The 21,353-nt window shown below is 72.3% G+C and carries 18 protein-coding genes; 11 read left to right on the top strand and 7 right to left on the bottom strand.

The window, feature by feature from the left end; genetic code table 11:
- Positions 1 to 3 precede the first annotated feature (3 nt).
- The 4 genes from I4J89_RS13645 to I4J89_RS13630 all read left to right on the top strand — a co-directional run bounded on the left by I4J89_RS13645 (position 4) and on the right by I4J89_RS13630 (position 2,615).
- Positions 4 to 609, top strand: coding sequence for a hypothetical protein (locus tag I4J89_RS13645; protein WP_196414273.1), 606 nt, complete (start codon positions 4 to 6; stop codon positions 607 to 609).
- Between the two features lie 14 nt (positions 610 to 623).
- A complete protein-coding gene (locus I4J89_RS13640; RefSeq protein ID WP_196414272.1) occupies positions 624 to 1,094 on the top strand; it encodes a hypothetical protein in 471 nt (156 codons plus the stop codon).
- A gap of 36 nt (positions 1,095 to 1,130) precedes the next feature.
- On the top strand, positions 1,131 to 1,379 hold the full coding sequence (locus I4J89_RS13635; protein ID WP_196414271.1) for a DUF6582 domain-containing protein: 249 nt from the start codon (positions 1,131 to 1,133) through the stop codon (positions 1,377 to 1,379).
- Positions 1,380 to 1,442: 63 nt separating this feature from the next.
- Positions 1,443 to 2,615: an MFS transporter gene (locus I4J89_RS13630; protein WP_196414270.1), complete on the top strand. Its 1,173-nt coding sequence runs from the start codon at positions 1,443 to 1,445 to the stop codon at positions 2,613 to 2,615.
- A gap of 189 nt (positions 2,616 to 2,804) precedes the next feature.
- Here the strand turns inward: I4J89_RS13630 and I4J89_RS13625 are convergent, their stop codons facing one another.
- Entirely contained in the window at positions 2,805 to 3,761 is a 957-nt protein-coding gene (locus tag I4J89_RS13625; protein WP_196414269.1) for a helix-turn-helix transcriptional regulator, read from the bottom strand.
- A 62-nt stretch (positions 3,762 to 3,823) separates the two neighbouring features.
- Here I4J89_RS13625 and I4J89_RS13620 point away from each other — a divergent pair, with 62 nt between their 5' ends.
- Positions 3,824 to 6,067, top strand: coding sequence for an ATP-binding cassette domain-containing protein (locus tag I4J89_RS13620; RefSeq protein WP_196414268.1), 2,244 nt, complete (start codon positions 3,824 to 3,826; stop codon positions 6,065 to 6,067).
- 1,284 nt (positions 6,068 to 7,351) lie between these two features.
- Here I4J89_RS13620 and I4J89_RS13615 read toward each other — a convergent pair.
- Positions 7,352 to 8,314: a PE-PGRS family protein gene (locus I4J89_RS13615; protein WP_196414267.1), complete on the bottom strand. Its 963-nt coding sequence runs from the start codon at positions 8,312 to 8,314 to the stop codon at positions 7,352 to 7,354.
- Between the two features lie 108 nt (positions 8,315 to 8,422).
- On the opposite strand from I4J89_RS13615, the gene I4J89_RS13610 reads away from it, so the two are divergent.
- Positions 8,423 to 8,842: an MmcQ/YjbR family DNA-binding protein gene (locus I4J89_RS13610; RefSeq protein WP_196414266.1), complete on the top strand. Its 420-nt coding sequence runs from the start codon at positions 8,423 to 8,425 to the stop codon at positions 8,840 to 8,842.
- Positions 8,843 to 8,981: 139 nt separating this feature from the next.
- Positions 8,982 to 9,899: a TIGR03619 family F420-dependent LLM class oxidoreductase gene (locus I4J89_RS13605; RefSeq protein WP_309238301.1), complete on the top strand. Its 918-nt coding sequence runs from the start codon at positions 8,982 to 8,984 to the stop codon at positions 9,897 to 9,899.
- A gap of 41 nt (positions 9,900 to 9,940) precedes the next feature.
- Here the strand turns inward: I4J89_RS13605 and I4J89_RS13600 are convergent, their stop codons facing one another.
- Both I4J89_RS13600 and I4J89_RS13595 read right to left on the bottom strand, forming a co-directional pair.
- Complete coding sequence (locus tag I4J89_RS13600; protein ID WP_196414264.1) at positions 9,941 to 11,020, bottom strand: serine hydrolase domain-containing protein; 1,080 nt, start codon at positions 11,018 to 11,020, stop codon at positions 9,941 to 9,943.
- Positions 11,021 to 11,077: 57 nt separating this feature from the next.
- Positions 11,078 to 11,995 (bottom strand): TetR/AcrR family transcriptional regulator C-terminal domain-containing protein, encoded by a 918-nt coding sequence (locus I4J89_RS13595; RefSeq protein WP_196414263.1) that lies wholly within the window; start codon positions 11,993 to 11,995, stop codon positions 11,078 to 11,080.
- A 113-nt stretch (positions 11,996 to 12,108) separates the two neighbouring features.
- Here I4J89_RS13595 and I4J89_RS13590 point away from each other — a divergent pair, with 113 nt between their 5' ends.
- A complete protein-coding gene (locus I4J89_RS13590) occupies positions 12,109 to 12,858 on the top strand; it encodes an ABC transporter ATP-binding protein (RefSeq protein WP_196414262.1) in 750 nt (249 codons plus the stop codon).
- A complete protein-coding gene (locus I4J89_RS13585; protein ID WP_196414261.1) occupies positions 12,855 to 14,174 on the top strand; it encodes an FtsX-like permease family protein in 1,320 nt (439 codons plus the stop codon). Before I4J89_RS13590 ends, I4J89_RS13585 begins: the two co-directional genes overlap by 4 nt.
- Before the next feature lie 9 nt (positions 14,175 to 14,183).
- On the opposite strand, the gene I4J89_RS13580 is transcribed toward I4J89_RS13585, so the two are convergent.
- The 3 genes from I4J89_RS13580 to I4J89_RS13570 are packed head-to-tail and all read right to left on the bottom strand — an operon-like array spanning position 14,184 to position 17,239.
- Complete coding sequence (locus I4J89_RS13580) at positions 14,184 to 15,419, bottom strand: serpin family protein (protein ID WP_196414260.1); 1,236 nt, start codon at positions 15,417 to 15,419, stop codon at positions 14,184 to 14,186.
- A 42-nt stretch (positions 15,420 to 15,461) separates the two neighbouring features.
- Positions 15,462 to 16,388 (bottom strand): anti-sigma factor RsbA family regulatory protein, encoded by a 927-nt coding sequence (locus I4J89_RS13575; protein WP_196414259.1) that lies wholly within the window; start codon positions 16,386 to 16,388, stop codon positions 15,462 to 15,464.
- The gene (locus tag I4J89_RS13570) at positions 16,385 to 17,239 is read right to left on the bottom strand and encodes an MEDS domain-containing protein (protein ID WP_196414258.1); all 855 of its coding nucleotides are present in this window, start codon (positions 17,237 to 17,239) and stop codon (positions 16,385 to 16,387) included. Before I4J89_RS13570 ends, I4J89_RS13575 begins: the two co-directional genes overlap by 4 nt.
- A gap of 110 nt (positions 17,240 to 17,349) precedes the next feature.
- Between I4J89_RS13570 and I4J89_RS13565 the strand changes: the two genes are divergently transcribed.
- Positions 17,350 to 19,065, top strand: a complete 1,716-nt coding sequence (locus I4J89_RS13565; protein ID WP_196414257.1) for a methyl-accepting chemotaxis protein — start codon at positions 17,350 to 17,352, stop codon at positions 19,063 to 19,065.
- The gene (locus tag I4J89_RS13560) at positions 19,062 to 21,347 is read left to right on the top strand and encodes a putative bifunctional diguanylate cyclase/phosphodiesterase (protein ID WP_196414256.1); all 2,286 of its coding nucleotides are present in this window, start codon (positions 19,062 to 19,064) and stop codon (positions 21,345 to 21,347) included. Before I4J89_RS13565 ends, I4J89_RS13560 begins: the two co-directional genes overlap by 4 nt.
- Positions 21,348 to 21,353 lie beyond the last annotated feature (6 nt).

The following is a 21,353-nucleotide window of genomic DNA, read 5'->3' as shown; positions in this document are numbered from 1 at the left end:
ACCGTGACACTCCACTTCTGCACCGACCCCGCGCCCGCCGACTGGATCGCCGACAGCGAACTGCCGTGGGAGGATCTCGTCACGCTGGGCCCGGGCGGGTTCGACGCGTACGCGCGGCTGCGGTTGCTGCCCGATCCGGTACGCCCCGGCATGAGCGAGAACGACGCCGAGGCGGAGGACTGGCGTTCCGAGCAGCTACCCCGGCTCTTCGAGCTGCTGGCCGCCGAGACCACCACGCCCGGCGACTGCTACTTCTGCGTCTGGGACGGCTTCGGCCAGTCGGACGTGGTGAGCGACGAGTGGCGGCCCGACCCGTGGTACGACCGGAAGGTGCAGCTGCCGGCCCGCGCCTACTGGCTGTTCCGGGGACCGCTGGCCGAGGTGGGCACCTGGGACTCGGCCGCCGGCTGGCCCGGTGAGGTGCGGCTCGACGACGCCGAGCCGGCGTTCGTCTGGCCGGCCGACCGCGCCTGGTGTTTCGCCTTCGACGTCGACCCGCACTGGGCCGGCATCGGCGGCGACCCGGGGCTGATCGCGCGGCTCGCCGCCGACCCGCGCCTCGACGTGGTTCCCACCGACCGCTCCGCCGACCGCCCGTTCTACTCCTGAGAGACGGAGATCAGATGCTGAAGTCACGATTGCCGCTGGCCGCGATCGTCCTGCTGCTCGCGGTGCCGGTGGCGTCCTGGTGGCTGATCGGCGATCTCACCAGCGAGTCGCTGCGGCAGCTGGAGGCGGACGGCGTTCCGCTCGACTACGGATCGTTCGGCCCGGGCACGCTGGGGCCGGCCGCTGATCGTACCCTCGGAATCGTCGCCTGCGTGGCCGCCGCCGGCGCTCTCGGTGTGCTGATCCGGTCGGCGGCCACCCGCCGCCTGGACGCGCGGTGGTGGCTGGCGCTGGTGCCGCTGATCGCGGTCGGTGTCTTCGCCGGCTGGGCCTGGCGGGTGATGACCATGGGGGTGATCGGCGCCAACATCGGAGCCGGCCTGCTCGTTCTGTTCGTCATGGGTGCCGCGGGAATTCTGCTGGTCGGAGTCGCGGTCGCCGCGCTGACGGCCTTCGGCCGCCGGGCGTTCCAGCGAACGCGCTGAGGAATGGAGCGGCCGGGGTCCGGGTACATCCGGGCCATGGCCACCAATGAATTGGACGCCGAGGACCGCAACGCGATGCCCGATCGCGAGTTCGCCTTTCCGCGCGTCCGTAAGGAACCGTTGAACGACGCCAGCCACGTACGCAACGCGATCGCGCGCTTCGATCAGGTCAAGGACGTGTCCGACGAGGAGCGGGACGAGGCGTTCCGCCGGATCCAGCGCGCGGCGAAGAAGTTCGGCGTCGAGATGTCCGAGAGTCGCTGGCAGGAGCTCGGCAAACCGTAGCCCGCGGTTCCGGAACCGGGAGCCATGGTGTCCGCTCCCCGGCGGCGATAGCGTGATCGGATCATGGACATTCGCCGGGCACGGGTCGCGACTTCGCTGGTCTTCCTCCTGTTCGGAACGGCGCTGGGCGTGTGGACGGCCCGCATTCCGACGGTCAAGGAGAATCTCGGGCTCAGCGACGGGCGGCTGACTTTCGCCCTGCTGGCCTTCGCGGCCGGATGCATTCTCGGCATGCTCGCGCTGGGCCGGCTGACTGACCGTTTCGGCAGTTCCCGGGTGCTGATTCCGGCGGCGATCCTGGAGGGTCTGCTGCTGATCGCCCCGGGATTCGCCGGGGGTCTCTGGACGCTGTCGATCGCGTTGTTCGCCTTCGGCGCGGCGCACGGGACGCTGAACATCGCGATGAACGCCAACGCGATCGAGGTGCAGCGCGCCTGGGGCCGCCCGATCATGTCGTCGTTCCACGCGACCTACAGCATCGGCGGGTTCCTCGGCGCGATCACCGGCAGCGTGTTCGCCCACAACGGGGTCGGCGTCGGCACCACCTTCCTCGCCGTCGGCGTGGCGGTGCTGGTGGTGGCGGTCTGGGCGGCCCGATGGCTGCTGCCGGGGGCACCGGCCCGGGAGGCGGCGGTCACCGGGGCGGACGCCGCCGAGCCCGCCGGACGCTCGTTGCTGCTGGTCTTCTTCGGTGTGCTGGTGCTCTGCACGCTCGTCGGCGAGGGCGCGGCCGCCGACTGGAGCGCCGTCTACCTGCGCGACAACCTGGAGACCACCACCGGCTTCGCCGCGTACGGGTACGCCGCCTTCTCGATCATGATGACCGTTGGCCGGCTCTTCGGCGACCGCCTGGTCACCGCGCTCGGCCCGGTTCTGCTGGTCCGGCTCAGCGGCGCCCTCGCGGCCCTCGGCCTCGGCACGGCGCTCGCGCTGGACCATCCGGTGGCGGGCGTCGCCGGTTTCGGGCTGCTCGGCATCGGACTGTCCTGCATCGCACCGCAGGTCTTCTCCGCCGCCGGAAACCTCGACCCGCAGCGGGCCGGCCGCGCGTTGTCGCTGGTGGTCAGCATCGGCTACGCCGGCTTCCTGCTCGGTCCGATCCTGATCGGCGCGGCGGCCACCGTGGTCGGCCTTCCCGCCGCGCTCTGGATCCCGGTGGTCCTGGCGCTGTTCGTCGCCGCCAGCGCCGGCGCCATGCGCGTCCCGCGCGCCGCCACGCGCAAAGCGGCGGTTTGACCGCTGTTTCCCGGCGGCCGCGCTGGGGCCGCGCGGCCCGCGGCGATCGCGCGGGAGAGCGGGGACGGCCAGGGTGACGATGAACGGCGCCATCCGGGTGTACACGATCAGCACGCCGTTGAGCAGGCCGATCAGCCCGCACACCGCGAGCGGGACGGCGATCGCGGCGTGATCGAACTGCAATCTGGCCTATCCGCCGCCGGGGCGCAGCCGGGCGGCGAAGCGCTGCCAGGCGGCGCGCACCTCGGCGGGTCCGTGGATGACGATCTCGGCGTCCAGGAAGGCCAGACCCGGCAGCAGCCACTGCCAGGCGTCGACCACGACCACGGCATGGGTGCGATCGCCGTCGAGCGCGGTGAGGTCGGCCTCGTGGTGCCGCAAGGCGTCCGCCACCGCGAGCATCGGGGCGTGGACGGTGAACTCCACTCGCTGGCCGTCCTTGCCCAGGCCCTCCCGCAGGTAGTCGAGGCCGGTCCGGGCCGGCAGCGGCCGCTCGGCGTACGGCCGGCCGGTGTCACGCGGCTCGGCGATCCGGTCGATCCGGAACACCCGCCAGTCGTCGCGGCCGGTGTCGAAGGCCAGCAGATACCAGCGCAACCGGAAGTGGATCTGCCGGTACGGCTCGACCCGGCGCACGGTGGCGGCCCCGGTCGCGCCGGCGTAGCCGAATGTCACCAGGTGCCGGCCGGCGATGGCGCCGGCCAGCAGGCTCATGGTGGCGGCGTTCGTGCTGGGGCCGGGCGTCCGGCCGGTCTCCAGTGCGGACCGCAGCGCGGCCGCCTGATGACGCAACCGCCGGGGCAGGAACTGGTCGAGTTTGCCGTACGCCCGGGCCGCCGCGTCGTCGACGCTGCCGCTGCCGGCACTGCCCGCCGCGGCCAGGGTGGCCAGTCCGAGCATCGCCGCCACGGCCTCGTCGTCGTCGAGCAGCAACGGTGGCATGACGGCGCCGCGGGCCAGCCGGTAGAAGCCGCCCGGTCCGGGCTGGGTCTCCACCGGATACCCGTAGCCGCGCAGCCGTTCGATGTCGCGGCGCAGCGTACGAGGGCTGGTGTCCAGCCGGCCGGCGAGTTCGTCACCGCTGAACGCCCGGCCGGTCTGCAGCGTGGCGAGCAGCGCGAGGACCCGTTGCGTGACGTCGGCCATCACCGCAGTCTGCCGGTAATCGCGGCCATTTTCCGGCCACATCTGCTCGTAGCGTCGGGCCCATGGCTCAGCAGCAGCGCATGATCCGCATTCGTCAGGCCCGGACCAACAACCTGCGGGCGCTCGACCTGGACGTACCGCGCGGCCGGTTGGTGGTGTTCGCCGGGGTGTCCGGTTCCGGCAAGTCGTCGCTCGTGTTCGACACCATCGCGGCGGAGGCCGGCCGCCAGCTCACCGAGACGTTCCCGCCGTTCACCCGGAACCGGCTGCCGAAGTGGGCGAAACCCGACGTGGCCCGGATCGACGGGCTGTCCCCGGTAGTGGTGATCGACCAGCGCCGTCTCGGCGGCAACGCGCGGTCCACGGTCGGCACCGTCACCGACGCCTGGACGTACCTGCGGCTGCTCTTCTCCCGGCTGAGCACACCGCACGTCGGCGAGTCCAGCCGGTTCTCCTTCAACGACCCGGCCGGCATGTGCCCGGCCTGCTCCGGCCTCGGCGAGCGGGTGGTCACCGACGTGGACCGGGTGCTCGACCTGGACCGGTCGCTGCGCGGCGGCGCCGTCCGGCTGCCCGGCTTCGGCGACGGCGGCTACTGGTACAGCCAGTACGCCGACATCGGCGAGTTCGACCAGGACACCCCGCTGCGGGACTGGACCCCGCAGCAGCGCGAGGCCCTGCTGTACGGCGGCCGCCGCGCGGCACGGCTGGGCGGCAAACCGGCGAAGGCGTACGAGGGGATCGTCGAACGGTTCGAACGGATCTACCTGCACACCACCGACGACCTGTCGGACCGCAAGCGCGCGGTGCTCGCCCGGTTCACCCGGTCGCAGACCTGCCCGGACTGCCACGGTGACCGCCTCAACAAGGAGGCCCGCAGCGCCACCGTCCTGGACCGCACCATCGCCGAGATGTCCCGCATGGAGATCACCGAACTGGCGGCGCTGGTGACCCGCATCCGTGAACCCAGGGCGCTGCCCGTGGTCACCGCCCTGCACGAGCGACTGACCGCGATGGACACGATCGGACTCGGCTACCTGAACCTGGGCCGGGGAACCGCCACGCTGTCCGGCGGCGAGTCACAACGCGTCAAGACCGTCAAGCATCTGGGCAGCAGCCTGATCGAGATGCTCTACGTCTTCGACGAACCGACCGCCGGACTGCACCCGGCCGACGTCGACGCGATGACCACGCTGCTGGTCCGGCTGCGGGACGCCGGCAACACCGTGCTCGTCGTGGAACACGATCCGGCCGTCATGGCGGCCGCCGACCAGGTCGTCGAGATCGGGCCCGGCGCCGGCGAGCACGGCGGCAAGCTGGTCTTCCAGGGCACGTTCGCCGAGCTGACCCGGGCCGGTACGCCCACCGGCAAGGCCCTGGCCCAGCCATTACAGGACACCCGCCCTCCCCGGAAGCGGAACGGCACCATCACCGTCTCCGGCGCCACCCGCAACAACCTGCGGAACCTGAGCGTCGACCTGCCGGAGTCGGTGCTGACCGTGCTCACCGGCGTGGCCGGCTCCGGCAAGTCCAGCCTGGCCGCCGAACTCGTCGCCCGGCACGACGCCGTGGTGATCGATCAGCGGCCGGTCAGCACGAACGGCCGCTCCACGCCGATCACGTACACCGGGATCGCCGCCGCCATCCGCAAGCTGTTCGCCCGCCGCAACGGCGTGCCGGCCGCGTTGTTCAGCCCGAACTCGGCCGGCGGCTGCCCGGCCTGCCAGGGCCGCGGCGTCATCATGACCGATCTCGCCTTCATGGCCGGTCAGGAGACAATCTGCGAGGTGTGCGGCGGGCGCCGGTTCAAGCCCGAGGTGCTGCGCCACCACGTCGACGGGCTGTCCATCGCGGACGTCGACGAGATCACCATCGCTGAGGCCGTGCACCGGCTGCCGGACCCGGCGATCGTGCGAGCACTCGAGCACCTCGACACCATCGGCCTCGGCTACCTACGCCTGGGCCAGCGGATGACCACCCTCTCCGGCGGAGAGGCGCAACGCGTGAAGATCGCCAAAGAACTGCGGGACGCGGCCGGGCCCACGCTCTACGTACTCGACGAGCCCACCACCGGACTACACCTGCACGACGTCGCCATCCTGCTGCACGCACTCGACCGCCTGGTGGACGACGGCCACACGGTGGTCGTCATCGAACACCACCTGGCAGTCATCCGGCACGCCGACTGGCTGGTCGACCTCGGCCCAGGCCCGGGCCGGCACGGAGGCTGCATCCTCTACGCGGGCCCGGTCGCCGACATCCCGGACACCGCCACCGGCCGCGCCCTACGCTCCGCAGCCGGCTGATTCTGCTGCGCTGTACAGACTTTGGCCGAGGTTTGCATCGCCGGTCCCGCTCTTTCGGGGTACGCGTGACCGGCGTCCCGCCGAAGCCGACGCGTGCCCGCCCTCCCCACGCGAGCCAGGCTTTCCGTCCCGGCCCCAGCGCGCCCGCCGGGAAACACCAGTCCGTCGCGCCGCGGGCGGGCGGTTGCTCGCCACGCGGCCAGGCTGCCTGCCCGAGGTTCGCGGGGCCGGGCGCGGTGGTTGCTTGCCAGCGGCCGGGGCGCCTACTGGGGTCTGTGGGGCCGGGCGCGGGTTCGTCGTGGTTGCTCGCCAGCGCCCTGGGTGCCGGGCCCGGGTGGTAGGGCCCCACACGGGAGGCGATCGGCGCGGGCCTACTGCTGGTAGCCGCCGTTGCGTGGTGGTTTGGGCAATGTGGTGGACCGGGTGCGCCCCTACCCACCCGATCCACCACGATCCGCGAGACCGGCCGCAAGGTCTGGTAGGTGACCGCTCCAGGAGTGTCGCGGCAGTCGAGCGGCGAGCCCGTTTGCGGCCCCCGGCCCAGCACAGCGCGGCACGGCCCAGCACAGCGCGGCACGGCCCAGCACAGCGCGGCGCAGCGCGGCACGGCACAGCGCGGCACGGCACAGCGCGGCCCCGGGAGCGGTGACAGCCATCAGGCACAGCCGGGCCCGCTTTTCGGCCTCGTTGATCAATCGGCTATGCGTCAGGGCTGCTTCCCGGCCCTTCGAAGCAGCCCTGACGCACAGCCGGCGGCAAAGACCGCGCCTTTTCGATCACTGGGCTAGCAGCAGTGGCTGTCTCGCTGATCAACACCTCGACCGCCTGCCGGGCGGACGGTCAGCAGCCACCGGCTGGCCGGCCCCACACGCCGCAAGCAGGCACCCCGGCCGTTGGCCAGCAGCCACCAGCCGACCGCAACCGGCCCCACACACCGCGAGCAGACACTCCGGCCGCTGGCCAGCAACCGACCGCCGACCACAACCGGCCCGCGGACCGCGAGCAAGTGCCCCCCGCCGCTGGCCAGCGACCACCCGCCGACCACAACCGGTCCCGCGGCCCGCAAGCGCACGACTCCCCGCCCGACGGTCGCGGTAAGGCTGCCGCGCAGGCAGTCAGCTCGCGCCCGAACGCGGACTGCCAACCCTGACCCCGAAGGGTCCAGAGAGCCTTCGCGGTCAGGGTCCGCCGGCCGGATTGTCTCGGCCCAACGTGGGTGCTGTCTTGAGGCCGTTGAGACAGCACCCACGTTGGGCCGGACAGGACCCTGACCGCGACGGCTCTTCAGAGCAGGGCTGAGGCTACGGCTGGGAGGACCTCGGCCAGGTTGCACAAGCGGACCCGGGCGGCATGTTCGGCGGTGAAAGTGTGCAGCGGGATCGGGTCTGGGCCGTAGTGGTTCTGGAACCGGGCGCGCAGGTGCTTCGAGGAGCGGGACAGCAGGTCGGCGACCGATGTGGTGCTGGTGCGCAGAAACCGCAGGGGCTGCTCGCCGGCTACCCACAGTTCGGGGCGGCGGCCTGATCCGTCGAGGGCTAGATGGACGAGATCGGCGGTCAGCGTTCGTTTGCGCATCATGTCGCCGCCGGACCAGACGGCGACCTTGAACTCGGCGACACGTCGGTTCGTCTCCAGGTCGTAGGGCCGCGATTTGTCGTTGCCGGGGCCCAGCGATGGTCGGTTGGTCACGGTTTCGCCCTCGTCGAGGATGACTGGCAGAGCGAGTGCGATGACAGCGGCGTGTATGACGTCGCTGATCCGGCCGACGTCGCGCCGGACGATCAACGCGGAGCGCAGCAGGTCGTCGGTGAGACCGGCCTGGTTGGTCACGGCGGCTACGGTGTGCCGGTCGGCCTCGACTAGCTGATGTTCGAGCGTGCTGACTCCGTCGGTGAGAGGGCTGCCGCGCAAGAAGGTGACCAGGGTGGCGAATGCCGCGCCGGCCTCTTCGGCGCTGATGCGCGGCGTCGGCTGTGTCCGTGGCGATGGACGGGATGTGCCGGCTGGCAAGGTCGGTGATGAGCTGGTCACGAAGCCGAGCCGGATCAGCACCGAGCGGGCGGTCTGCGAGGTGAATCTGTTGCGGGAGATCCCGGATCCTGCCTCCAGCGCCTGCTTGACCGGGAAACGTGTGCCCTCGACGTCGACCCAGTGCGTCTGCACCTGCTCGGGAGCAAGTCCACGTAGGCGTGCTGCCACCGCGTCTACGTCGAGGTCGATCGCTTCGCCGTCGATCGTGAACCGCATCGGTGATCTCCCGTCGGAAAACGGCACCTTACCGTGGCTCCGCGCTCTCGAAAACGGGCGACGAGTGGGCGGGCGGCGGAGTTCGCCGGGGGCCGGTACTGTCGGCGCATGTCAGCCCCCGGGGACGTGCGGCCGGAGATTCTGGAGCGGCTGCGACCGATCTGTCTGGGGCTGCCGGAGACATATGAGGAGCCGGCCTGGATCGGTGTTCGCTGGCGGATCCGGCAGCGGACGGTCGCCCATGTCTACACGGCGGACCCTGAGCGTAATCTGCTCTACCCCCGGCATCTGATCGCCGATGAGCCGCCGACCCTGATGACATTTCGGGTGCCCGCCGAGGATCTGCTCGGCCTGACCGGTAGCGGCTTTCCGTTCTTCCGTGCGGATTGGGGCCACAACGTCGCCGGCGCCTTCCTCGGTGACCATACCGACTGGACCGAGATCGCCGAGCTGGTCACCGACAGCTACTGCGAGATGGCCCCGAGGTTTCTCGCCGCCCGGGTGTCCGTCCCGCCGGACCGGGCTTGAGCGACCCCCCGCATGGGCCCGGCGGTCGCGCTGGGGCCTGGGGTTGTGCCTGGTCGCGGGGCAGGGCGGAACTGTTCGTGGGCCGTACATCTGAAGGTCTGTCGTTCGTGGAATTGTGGTGCCCATGGTGAAACTCGGCGTGAGCCTTCCCCAGTTCCAGCACTACACCCCGGGCAAGGACGTGGTGACCGCGGCCAAGGCCCTGGAAGAGATCGGCTTCGACAGCCTCTGGACCTTCGAGCGGGTCCTCGTGCCGGAGGACCAGAGTGGACCGCACGGGCTGTACGGCGTGCCGGACCTGCCCTGGCCGGACGCCTACCGGGGTGTCACCGACCCGCTGACGACGCTTGCCATGGCGGCGGCGGTGACCGAGCGCGTCGAGCTGGGCACCGGTGTCCTGGTGGTGCCGCTGCACCTGCCGCTGCGGCTCGCCAAGCAGCTGGCGACGCTGGACGCCGCCAGCGGTGGCCGGGTGATCGCGGGTCTCGGCTCGGGGTGGTCGCCGGACGAGTTCGCCGCTTCGGCGCCGGTTCCGCTCAGTGAGCGTGGTCGTGCGATGGACGATTTCCTGGACATCGCGGCCGAGGTGTGGGGGCCGAATCCGGTCAGGTTCAAGACCCGGCGGTACGAGGCCGCGGCGGCGGACGTCGGGCCGAAGCCGGCCCGGCGGATCCCGGTGCTGCTGGCCGGCAGCACCGAACGGGCCCTGGCCCGGGTGGCGCGGCGTGCCGACGGATGGCTGCCGACCGCTGTTCCGCCGGCCGGGGTGGGAGCGACGTTGCGCCGGCTGCGGGAGCTGGCCGAGGAGGCCGGGCGCGATCCGCGGGCGATCAGCTGCACCGCGCAGATCGTCACCGGGGACCTGACGGAGTCGCGGGAGCAGCCGCGGGCGCCGTACACGGGTAGTGTCGCGCAGCTCGTGGAGGACGTGGCGGCGCTGGTGGAGGTGGGCGTGGAGCACGTCTACGTGACGCTTCCGGCGGCGGTGCGCGACGTCGACGAGTTGATCGACCGGGCGGCCGAATTGCACGAGAGGGTGCGCGCGGCCGGTCTGTGAGGTTGACGGGCCCGCTGCGGTGGTGCCGCAGCGGGTCCGGCTCAGCGGCAGAACGCGTGGTTGAGGAAGGCGTTGACGGCGTTGTCCGGGTTGGTGGTGAAGTCCGGGGTGAGCGCCACAGTGACCTGGCGCCGGCGGTCCGCGGTGGTGAACGCGTAGGACTGGTACGCCAGCGCGTCGCCGTCGTTGCCGTACACCCGGATCCCGCAGTCGGTGTCGCGCCAGGCCAGTCCCAGCCCGTACCGCCCGTCCCGGACGCCCGGCTTCAGCATCTCGTCGAACCATGGGCCCTTCACCAGTCGCCCGCTGAGCAGGGCGTCGAAGAACCGGCGAAGGTCCGCCGCGGTGGAGATCAGTTCGCCGCTGGCGCCGAACAGTGACGGGTTCATCTCGGTGTAGTCGACGAGACCGTCGGGGCCCGGCACGTAGCCACGGGAGTGCGCGCCGGGGATGCGCGGCGAGGTGCCGGGCATCGATGTGCCGTGCAGCCCCAGTGGCCGGATGATCCGCCGCTCGATCTGGTCGCCGTACGAACCGCGGCCGGCCTTCTCGATGACCTCGCCGAGCAGCAGGTAGCCGGTGTTCGAGTACTTGAACGAGCCGGGCGACGTGACGGGCTGGGTCAGTGCCCGCTGGATCAGTTCGCCGGCGGTCCGGGTACGCCAGCGGTTGGCGAAGAACTCCGGGCTCGGCGGCAGCGGCAGCGTGGGCCGGACGTCGGGTACGCCGCCGGTGTGGTTGAGCAGCCGGCGCAGGGTGATCCGGTCACCGCCGGGTACCGTGCCGGGCAGCCAGGTCTCGATCGTGTCGTCCAGTCGCAGCCGGCCCTCCTCGGCCAGTTGCAGCACGACGGTGGCGACGAAGGTCTTGGTGATGCTGCCGGCCCGGAACCGGCCGTGGACCGGGACCGGCCTCGTGGTGCCGTGTATCGCGGAGCCGCTGCTGCCGCGCCAGGTGCCGTGCTCGTCGCGTACCTCCGCCAGAACGCCGACCGCGCCGGCCGCGGTCACCCTGTCCAGCTCTCGTTGCAGTTCGTCGTGCGGCGTGGCCGCGGTCGCGGCGGCGGCCGGGGCCGCCAGCACCGCCAGCGCGGTCGCCATGCTGATCAGAACTCGCCTCATGGACCGAGCCAACCGCTCGCCCGCCGCCGGAGACATCCGGGACTGCCCTGGTCTTGATCAGGGTTCACCCGGGCGGGGCGACAGCAGCGGCTGCAAGCCGTCGAGCAGGCGTTGCAGGCCGAACTCCAGCAGCACGTCCAGGTTGAACGAAGGGTCGCCGGCGGCCAGGAAGCGCTCGAGCATCGGCAGCCGGCCGGTGGCCAGCACGGCCGCCAGACGGTCCTGCTGGGCCGCCAGCCATTCGTCCTCGCTCATCCCGGTCTCCTGCTCGGCCTGGGCCTCGTCCTCCAGGTTGACCGCCGTGCCGCGAACGTAGTTGGCGACCATCACGGCCGCCCGGAACTGGGTGCTCGGGTCGAGTCCGTGACCGTCGAGGGCGCGCATCACGTACTCGGTGTGCGCCATCGCGTGCGGCGCCAGCAGCGGCCGGGTGAAGGAGATCGCCTGTGCGAGCCAGGTGTGCCGCCGGTACATCGACCACTGGATCCGGGCGAGGGCCTGCACGCAGGCGCGCCAGCCGTGCTCGGCCGGGGTGAGCCCGGGCGGCGGGTGTGCCGCCATCACCCGGTCCATCATGTGCAGGACCAGGTCCTCCTTGTCGGCGACGTGCCGGTACAGCGACATCGTCGGGATGCCCAATTCGCCGGCGAGCCGGCGCATGGAGAGACCGGGCAGCCCTTCGGCGTCGGCGATGGTCACGGCGGTCGCGACCACCCGGTCCCGGTCGGGCGCCGCCGGGCCGGCACCGGCGCCCCGGCTGACCACGGTGCCGGAGCCGGGCGTCGCCTGGACCAGGCCCTGCTCGCGCAACGCGGCGATGACCTTGGAGGCGGTGGCCATCGCGACGCCGTGCGCCGCCATGATCTGCCGGGTCGACGGGATCCGGTCGCCCGGTGCCAGCTCGCCGGAGGTGATCCGGGCCGCGATCAGCGCGGCGATCCGCCGGTGGACCGGCTCGGCGCTGGTGGACGGCACCGGGTCAGGGTACGTCAGCCGGGCCGCACTAGTGCACTTGGTCCAGTGCACTAGCCACAATAGGGGTGCTAACCCTACCGACAGCGTGAGTAGTGCGTTCGTACGGTGTAGTCATGAATGAGGCCGTGCGACTGGAATCGCTGTACAAGACCTACGACGGCGGCGTGACCGCCCTCGACGGGGTCACCGCCACTTTCGCCGCGGGCAGCTTCACCGCGGTGATGGGCCCGTCCGGCTCCGGCAAGAGCACGCTGTTGCACTGCGCAGCCGGACTCGACCGCCCCACCGGTGGGCGGGTCTTCATCGGCGGCACCGAGCTGACCGCCACCACCGACACCGCGATGACGAAATTCCGGCGCGACCGGGTCGGGTTCGTCTTCCAGGACTACAACCTGCTGCCGTCGCTCACCGTGGAACAGAACGTGCTGCTCCCCCAGCGCCTGGCCGGACGCCGCGCGGACCGGCGGCGCAGCCAGGACGTGCTCACCCGGCTGGGCCTCGGCGACCGGCTGCACGAGTTGCCGGACCGGCTCTCCGGCGGGCAGCGGCAACGGGTCGCCATCGCCCGGGCCCTGGTCGCCGAGCCCGCGGTGGTCTTCGCCGACGAGCCGACCGGCGCACTCGACCTGCGCAGTGCCGGCGAGGTCCTGACCCTGCTGCGGGCGGCGGTGCACGAGCACGGCCGTACCGTCGTCATGGTCACCCACGACCCGGTCGCGGCGGCGTACGCGGACTCGGTCCTCTTCCTCGCCGACGGACGCCTCGCCGGTGCGCTCAGCGCGCCCACCGCGGAGGCCGTCGCCGAGCGCCTCACCCACCTCGGCGACCTGGTCGCCGCGCGCCCGTCCGGAGCCGTCGCATGATCGCCGTCGCGCTGCGCAACCTGCGCCACCGGCCCGGCGGCTTCGTCGCCACCTTCCTGTCCGCCTTCCTCGGCGCGACCCTGCTGATGGCGTTCGCGTCGTTGATCGACACCGCCGCGGACGCCGACCCGGCCAGCAGCGAGTCGCTGACCACGACAGCGGGCGTGGCCGGCGGCTGGTGCCTGATCATCGTCGCGTTCGCCGTCACGTCGACGCTGAGCCTGGCGGTACGCCGGCGCGCCGAGCAGATCGCCCTGCTGCGCCGGGTCGGCGCGACCGGCCCACAGCTGCGCCGGATGATCGTCGGGGAGGCCGCACTCGTCGCCGTCGTGGCGTCAGCGGTCGCCGTGCCGGCCGGAGCGCTGCTCGGCGGCGCCCTGCTGCGACTGCTCCAGAACACCGGTCAGGTCGCCGAAGCGGTGCCGGGTGCCTTCGGCCCGGTCGCCCTCGGTACGGGTTTCGGCGTGACGCTGCTCGGTTCGATCGTCGCCGGCGTCGCCACGGCCCGGCGTACCACCGCTCCGCCCGGCACCCGGCCGGCCCGCCCGCGGGCCCGGCGCATCGCCGCGGTGCTGTTCCTGTTGACCGGCGCCAACTGCGCGGTGCTGACCGCCACGCTGATGGACGGCAAGGGCGTCGACGCCATGCAGACGGCCGGACAGGCCGGCATCTGGGCGTCGATCGGGCTGGCGCTGCTGGCGCCGGAACTGCTTCGGCTGGTCACCGCGGTGCTGGGCGCACCGGTACGCGCGCTCGGCGGCGTAGCCGGCGAACTCGCGGTCCTCGCGGTGCACTCGCGGATCCGGCAGCTGGCCGGCGCCGTGATGCCGGTGCTGCTGTTCGCCGGGATCGCCACCGGCACCGTCTACATGCAGGGCGTCGAGGACAAGGCGTCGGCCGGGCAGGTCCAGCCGGACTACGCGCAGGACGTCAAGACCCTCAACTACGTGGTGGTCGGCATGATCACCCTGTTCGTGGCGGTGATGCTGGTCAACACGCTGATCGCGGCGACCGCCGGCCGGCGGCGCGAGTTCGCCCAGCACCGGCTGGCCGGCGCCACCCGCGGCCAGCTCACCGCGATGGTGTCCTTCGAGGTCCTGCTGGTGACGGCGACCGGGGTGCTCGGCGGCACCGTGGCCGCGCTGTTCACCGTCCTGCCGTTCGGCTCGGCCCGGGTGGACCGGCTCTGGCCGGACGTGACGCCGGCCGCGTACGTGCTCATCGTGGCGGTGGCGGTGGCGCTGACCGCGACGGCCATGGTGGGCACCGCCCGCCGGACCGTACGCGGGCCGGCCACCGCGGCGATCCGGGCCTGACGGGGGTGGTCAGGCCCGCGGATCGGTGACGGCACCGAGGAAGAGGATGGCCCCGGTCTGCTGGTCGGAGATGGTGAACGCGAACGGCCGGTCCACGCGGAACACCGTCCGGTCCAGCTTCGCCGAGCTCTCCATCATCACCCCGCCGGACACGGCGGCGGCCTCGGTGCCGTTCTCGTCCACCCGGACGTACGTCTTGTGCATCACGTCCGACACCCACATGGCCACCGGGGACATCGGCCGGAAGCCGGCTCCGGCACCGAACGCGGCGTTCATGCCGAGTCGCTGGAGCGGTTCGACCATCTCGCCCGTCCAGCGCAGTTCGAAGCGCGGCAGGGCGAGCTCGTCGATGGTCTGCTCGGTGAGGCTGCCGGCGGCGGCACGCCACTCGGTGGCGTCCAGCTTCGCGAGCAGGCCGGTCAGGGTGTTGCCGTCATCGGGCAGCAGGATCTCCATGCCGTACCGCCCGTTCTCGCCGTAGGGCAGCCGGATCATGCGGTAGCCGTCGCGCTCGGTGTGGCCGAACGCCTCCCCGTTCAGATGCATGGTCGGCACGTCGGCCGCACCCGAGGACAGCGTGAACGGGGCCGGCCGGGTGGCGGCGGGGTCGAACCGGGTGGACCACTCGCCGAGGAAGTAGACCGCGTTCAGCAGCACCAGGACGGCGTCCGGGTTTGGCAGCTCAAGATCCGCGGCGATCTCGTCGATGAGCCCGTTGGTGTTCTCGCCGGCCCAGGCGTCGATCTCCTCGGCGGTGCCGGGCGAGCCGAGGTCGCCCTGCTCCACGGTGGCGCCGAAGACCCGGCGCACATATGACAGGTAGTCCTCGTTGAACGGCGTGTTCGGGTCGGCCCAGAGCGCGTTGGCCACCGACAGGGTGACCTCGTCGGTGTCGGCGAGCTCGCGCAGCAGGGCGCTGACCCGTACGTCCCGGCTGTCGCTCAGGTGCAGCACGCGGGCGATCTCCGCGGCGGTCGGGCCGTCCGCGCCGGCCAGCAGCATCGCCAGCAGCACGGTCATCGACAGCGGCGCGGTGACCGCGTTCTCCCGGCCGTCGGCCACCTCGCCGAACAGGTCGAAGGCGAACTGGTTGACCGCCTGGCTCACCGCCTGGGCGTCGCCCGGAGCGAGGTCGGCGACCAGCCGGGCGTCGATGCGCGCCGCGTCGCCCGGCGGCTCCGATGCGCCACATCCCGCCACGATCATCACGACGGCGGCCAGAATCACGCCGGTGCGCAGCATCATGCCGGTTCGACGCCGGCCGGGTGACGACGGTTCCGGGGAGGCTCAACCGGCCATGTGCAGCCGGATGCTGGTGCCGCCGGGACGGGTGTGGATGCGGACCAGATCGCACAGCAGGTTGGCGAGCAGCAGCCCGCGACCGCCCTCGACGTGCGCGGCCGGCGGCACCCGGCCGGCGAGGACGTCGGCGAGGTGGCCGTCGTCGTCGACCTGGCAGGCGAGATGGCCGGCCTCCGCCCAGACCGAGACGACGCCGCCGGCCGGGGTGTACAGGATGGTGTTCTCGGCCAGCTCGTTGACGGCCGCGACCAGGTCGTCGGCGCGCGCCGCCGGCAGGCCGGCCCGCTCCGCGTATGCCGCGACCGAGCTGCGGATCCGGGCCAGGTCGCGCACCGAGGCGAACCGCACCACCGCGGCACCCGCGGGCACCGGGGGCAACGGCTGGTTGAACCGGGCGGCGGTGGCCAGCGGATCGGTGTACCACGGGCTGGGCCGCCGGTCACCGCCGGTGATCATCACGGGATGGGTACGCCACGCGTCGCGCAGCCGGTCGTCGTCCAGGCGTACGGCGTCGTACGGGCACAGGATCGCCGCGTCACGACCGGCGAACACCGAGTTGATCAGCGCCTCGTGTGCGGCACAGGCCGGGTACTCGACGTCGGAACGCTCGGGCCAGATCGGTTCGCCGATGATCGACACCCGGCGGCCCGCGTGCGCGGCGGCGAAGGCCAGCAGCACGCCCGGGATGATGCGCCCGGGATTGCGGCCGGCCACCGTCATGTCCGCGAAGATCACCGCGTCCGCGACGTCGGCCAGACTGTCCCGCAGCGGGGCGAGATTGCCGCCGGGCACGGCCACCAGCACCGCATCCCCGGCGGCGACCGCCGAATACACGAACTCGGTGGTGCCCGCCAGGTACTCGTCGAGATCGCGGTAGAGCAGACCGGGATGATCGAACTCCGCCCGCATCATGCGGCCGGCTCCACGGTCAGCCCGGTCACCGCGTCGGCGCCGTTGAAGGTGAGCAGGCGCCGCAGCGCCGGCGAGCAGCCGACCACGCGCAGCCGGTGCGCCTCGGTCGTCGCCGTGCGCATCAGGATCCGCATGGCGGCGGCGTCGGCGAAACGCAGGCGGGAGACGTCCACGGTCAGCGACCCGACGGAGGCCGGGGTGTCCTCGACGAGGTGCTCCATCACGGCGCGCAGCGCGTGCCGGTTCGACAGGTCGGCGTCGCCCTCGAGGCGGATGCCGGGCGGGTGGGTGGTCCGGATGGCACGCAGCGCGGGCTCGGCATCGGTGCCGGTCTCGTGGTCCACGGTCGCCGGGTGCGACCAGCAGATCCGTTGCAGGGCGGTGTCGGTGAACAGCCGCCGGTCGTAGAGGCAGATCGCCATCGCGTCACCGCCGGCGAAGACCCGGTTGACCTGCGCCTCGTACCACGGCAGCAGCTCGGCACCGGGCACCGGCCGGGCCGCCCAGGACATGTCGCCGATGGCGCGCATCCCGCGGTAGCCGGCGGCCAGCGCACTCTCGGTCTCCGAACGCCACCCGGCGATGGTCACCGCCGGGTCGAAGGATCCGGAGGCGAGGTACGAGTCCTCGGGCGTGGCCATCCGCAACTGCCCGCGCTCCCGGGCCGCCAGGGTGTCGAGGCCCAGCGCGGCGAGATCGGCGCTCAACCGCTCGACGCCCGGGCCGAAGTAGAGGACGCGGTGGTTGTCGCACAGGCCGGCGGCGACGTAGGTGGCCAGGTAGCGCAGCCGGATGGCATCGTCGTCGACGACTACACAGGCATGGTCGCCCAGGCGCAGACGATCGATCATCCCTGCACGATAGTTGTCATCAGGCAATCATCACATCACTCGATCAGCGGTGTCGGCCACGCCACAGTGCGAAAACTCAGACCCATGGCGGGCTTGCCGATCCGACTCACATGCGACTGGCAATACGGCGGCTGTGGCCGATCATCGGGGCGCTCCTCGCCTGCGCTCTCGGCTTCCTGCTGCTGCGCCAGGTGGCCACCGGCGCGTTCGACGAACTCGAGGCCCGGCAGGTGGCGCAGGACGCCGACCGGATCCGGATCGGCCTGGACGGACAGGCCCGGCTACTCAGCGTGTTCGGCGTCACCAACAGCATCTGGGACAACAGCCACCTCGACGTGGCCCGCGGCGACCGGGACGCGTTCGCCGAGGACTTCCCGCCGGCCAGCCAGCACGAGGACAACGACCTGGACGGCATCCTCGGTGTCGGCCCGGACGGCGCGCTGCGGGTCGGTGGCCTGACCGCCGGCGGCGACGAGTTCACCGCGCCGCCGGCCGAGCTGACCGACCCCGCCCTGCTCAAGCGGCTGTACGACGCCGGCGCACCGGCCGGCACCCCGGTCTGCGGTGTGCTGGCGACCGGCGGCGGATACCTGTTCTGCGGCCTCGGCGCGTTCCCGAGCAGCGGCGAGGGCGACCCGTCCGGCGGACTGATCCTGCTCAAGCAGCTCTCCGCGGAGCGTCTCGGTAAGCTCGGCGCCGACCTCGGACTGAGCATCACCGCCGTCACCGGAACCCGCCCGGACGCCACCGCCCAGCCGGCGCTGACCAGCCTCACCGGCGCGATGAGCGTGCACACCGCGGTACTCGACGCGGACCGGATCGCGGTCGACGTCAGCATCGCCACCGTCGACGGCGCGACGCTGACCCTGGAGGCCGTGCAGCCCCGGCCGATGTACCAGGCGGCGACCAGCACCGCACAGCGCCTGTTCGCCCTGATGGCGGCCGCCACCGTGCTGCTGGTCCTGCTGATGCGGTGGTCCACCCGGCGGGCGCTGCGCAACCGGGTCCGCCCGTTGCGGCACACCACCGAGCAGATCATCGCGTCGGGTGACCACACCCTGCGGATCAACGCGACCGGCGACGACGACATCGCGGCGCTCGGCAAGGCCGTCGACACCATGCTCGACAAGATCAGCGCGAACGAGGAGCAGCTGCGCACCGAACAGGAACAGCGGCAGCGCGAGCTGCGGGCGGCGCACGAGGAGCAGACCGCCGCCCAGCGGCAGGCCCAGGAGACCGCCCGGGAGCTGGTGACCAGCACGTCGACGATGGTGAGCGGCCAGCTGGGCGGCGTCTCCGAGCGGGCCGGCACGGTCGGCTCGTCGGCGGCACGCATCGAGCGGCAGGTCGAGGACGTACGCGCGGCCGCCGGCCGGCTGCTCTCCAGCAACGCCACGGCCGGTGACGCGGTCGGCACCCTGCACACCAGCCTGCGCAAGGTCGGCGAGGTGGCCCAGTTCATCGGTGGGCTGGCCAAGCAGACCAACCTGCTCGCCCTGAACGCCACCATCGAGGCCGCCCGTGCCGGCGAGGCCGGTGTCGGGTTCGCCGTGGTCGCCGACGAGGTCAAGTCCCTCGCCTCGACCACCGCCGAGTCCACCGAGACGATCAGCACCACCCTCGAGGAGCTCAACGCGCACATCGAGGCCGTGGTCGCGATCATGGAGACGATGACCGCGGCGATCACCGACATCGACCGGACCACCGCGGAGGCCCAGACTATGACGGCCGAGCAGGCCGGCACGCTGACCGCCCTCAACGACGAGGTGTCGGCGGCTATCGAGCGCCTCGGCGAGCTGGCCGCGACGACTACGGCATCCCGATGACGGGTCTGCTGTCCCGGCCGGCCCGTACGGCGGGAGTGCTCGTCGCGGTCGCCGGCGGGTGGGCGCTGGCCGCCGTACTGATCGGGGTCCTCGGCCTGGTGGTCGCCGTCCCGGCCTGGGCGTTGTGGCCGGCGGCGGTGGGTACCGTGGCCACGTCGGTGGCCGGCTGTGCGCTGGCCGCGGCCACCGGAGTGGGTGCCGGCCGGCTCTTCTGGGTGCGTCTCGGCGGCGCCGCGGCGCTGCTGGCCGCCGGAACGGCCAGCCAGGCCGTCGACACCGTGCACGGCGCCGGCCAGCTCGTGGCGATGAGCCCGCTGACCGGCCTGCTGTACCTGGCCGCGGTCGGCCTCGCCGTGGTGGCGCTGCTGCGGCTGCCCGGCCGGCAGCGCAGCTGGCGCGCCACCGTCGCGCTGTGGCTGGATGTCGCCATCGTCGGGGTCGCGGCCGCCCTGGTGATGGTCCAGGTGCTGTCGGTCATGCCGGTGCCGGTGTCGGAGGGCGCGCTCGCCGCGGCGCTGCGGGTCATCGTGCTGGCCACCGCGTGCGCGGCGGTCGTGGCCGTGGTCAAGGTGGGTATGAGCGGCACCGGTCAGGTGTACGGGCGGGCGCTGTGGATGCTCAGCCCGGTCGGCCTGCTCGGTCCCGCGTCGCTGCTGCTCGCACCGGCCGTGCAGCCGTGGCCGCATCTGAACGGCACCGTGCTGGTACTGCCTCCGTTCGGACTGCTGCTGGCTCTCGCCGCTCATGTTCAGACGCGGGCCAACGTCCTCCCGGCGGCTGCCGGAACCCGCCCGGAACACCCCGGCGCCGCCTCGGCCAGCGGTGGCAGCCGGATCTCGTACGTCGCGGTCGGGGTGACCGCGACCATGCTGCTGAGCGTGACCATGGGCACCGGTTACCTGCCGGCCCGGCTCGCCGCCGGAGCGGTGGTGCTGATCCTGCTCGTCGTCGTGCGCCAGCACGCGGCGCTGTCCGACAACGCCATGCTGATGGAACGCCTGGCGGACCAGGCCCGCTACGACGATCTCACCCGGCTGCCGAACCGGCGGTACTTCACCGGCGCGCTCCAGCAGGGTGGCACGGGCGTCACCGTGGCCGTCTGCGACCTGGACGACTTCGCGGCGCTCAACGACCGGCTCGGCGACGAGGCCGGCGACGCCGTCCTGCGTGCGGCGGCCGACCGGATCGCGCACACCGCCGGCGGCACGGCGCTCGTCGCCCGCCTGACCGGTGACGAGTTCGGCATCCTGCTGCCCGGCGATCATCCGCTGGCCGGCGACGCCCGGCTGGCCGAGGCGCTGCTGCGGGCCTTCCAGGCCCCGCTGTCGATCAACGACCGCGACCTGCTGGTCACCGTCACCGTCGGCATCGCCGTGGGCGGCGACGACACCGCCGCGGATCTGCTGCGCCGTGCCGAACTCGCCCTGCAGGCCGCCCAGCGCATCGGCGCCAACCGCTACCTGCCGCACACGCCGGCACTCGACGCCAGCGCCCAGCACCACGCCGATCTCGCCGCGGCACTGCGCAGCGGCCTCGACAACGGCGAGTTCCACCTGGTCTACCAGCCGATCGTCGAGTTGCCGCACGGCGCCATCCGGGCCGTCGAGGCCCTGGTGCGCTGGCATCCCGCCGGCCGGGCGCCGGTGTCGCCGGCCGAGTTCATCCCGGTCGCCGAACAGACCGGCCTCATCCTCGACCTGGGTGCGTGGATCCTCGACACGGCCTGCGCCGACGCCGCCGGCTGGCAACGGCGGCACGGCTCCGCCGCGCCCCGCGTCAGCATCAACGTCTCCGCACGGCAGCTGCTCGACCCGGAGCTGCCCGGCCTCGTCGCGGCGACGCTGCACCGCCACGGGCTCACGCCGCGGCAACTTACCCTGGAGATCACCGAGACCGCCGTGTTCGGCGGCGGGCCCGCCCTGGCCACCGTGCACGCGCTGCGTGAGCTCGGTGCCGGCATCGCCCTCGACGACTTCGGCACCGGCCACTCGTCGCTGACCCTGCTGCGCACCTGCCCGGTCACCACGCTCAAGGTCGACAAGTCGTTCATCGACGAGCTCAACGGCGGCCCGCAGCAGGAGGCGATCGCCGCCTCGCTCAGCGGGATCGCGGACACCCTCGGCCTCAGCGCCGTCGCCGAGGGCGTCGAGACCCAGGACCAGGCCGACCGGCTGCACGTCCTCGGCTACCGCTACGCCCAGGGCTTCCACTTCGCCCGGCCGGCACCGGCCGACCACATCGACGCGTCACTGATCGGGGCGAGCGCGGTACCGGTTCCCTGACCACGC

It is taken from the genome of Actinoplanes aureus (assembly GCF_015704865.1).
Lineage (GTDB): Bacteria > Actinomycetota > Actinomycetes > Mycobacteriales > Micromonosporaceae > Actinoplanes > Actinoplanes aureus.
Note: the sequence above shows the minus strand (reverse complement) of the source record. Positions and strands in the feature narration are given on the sequence as shown.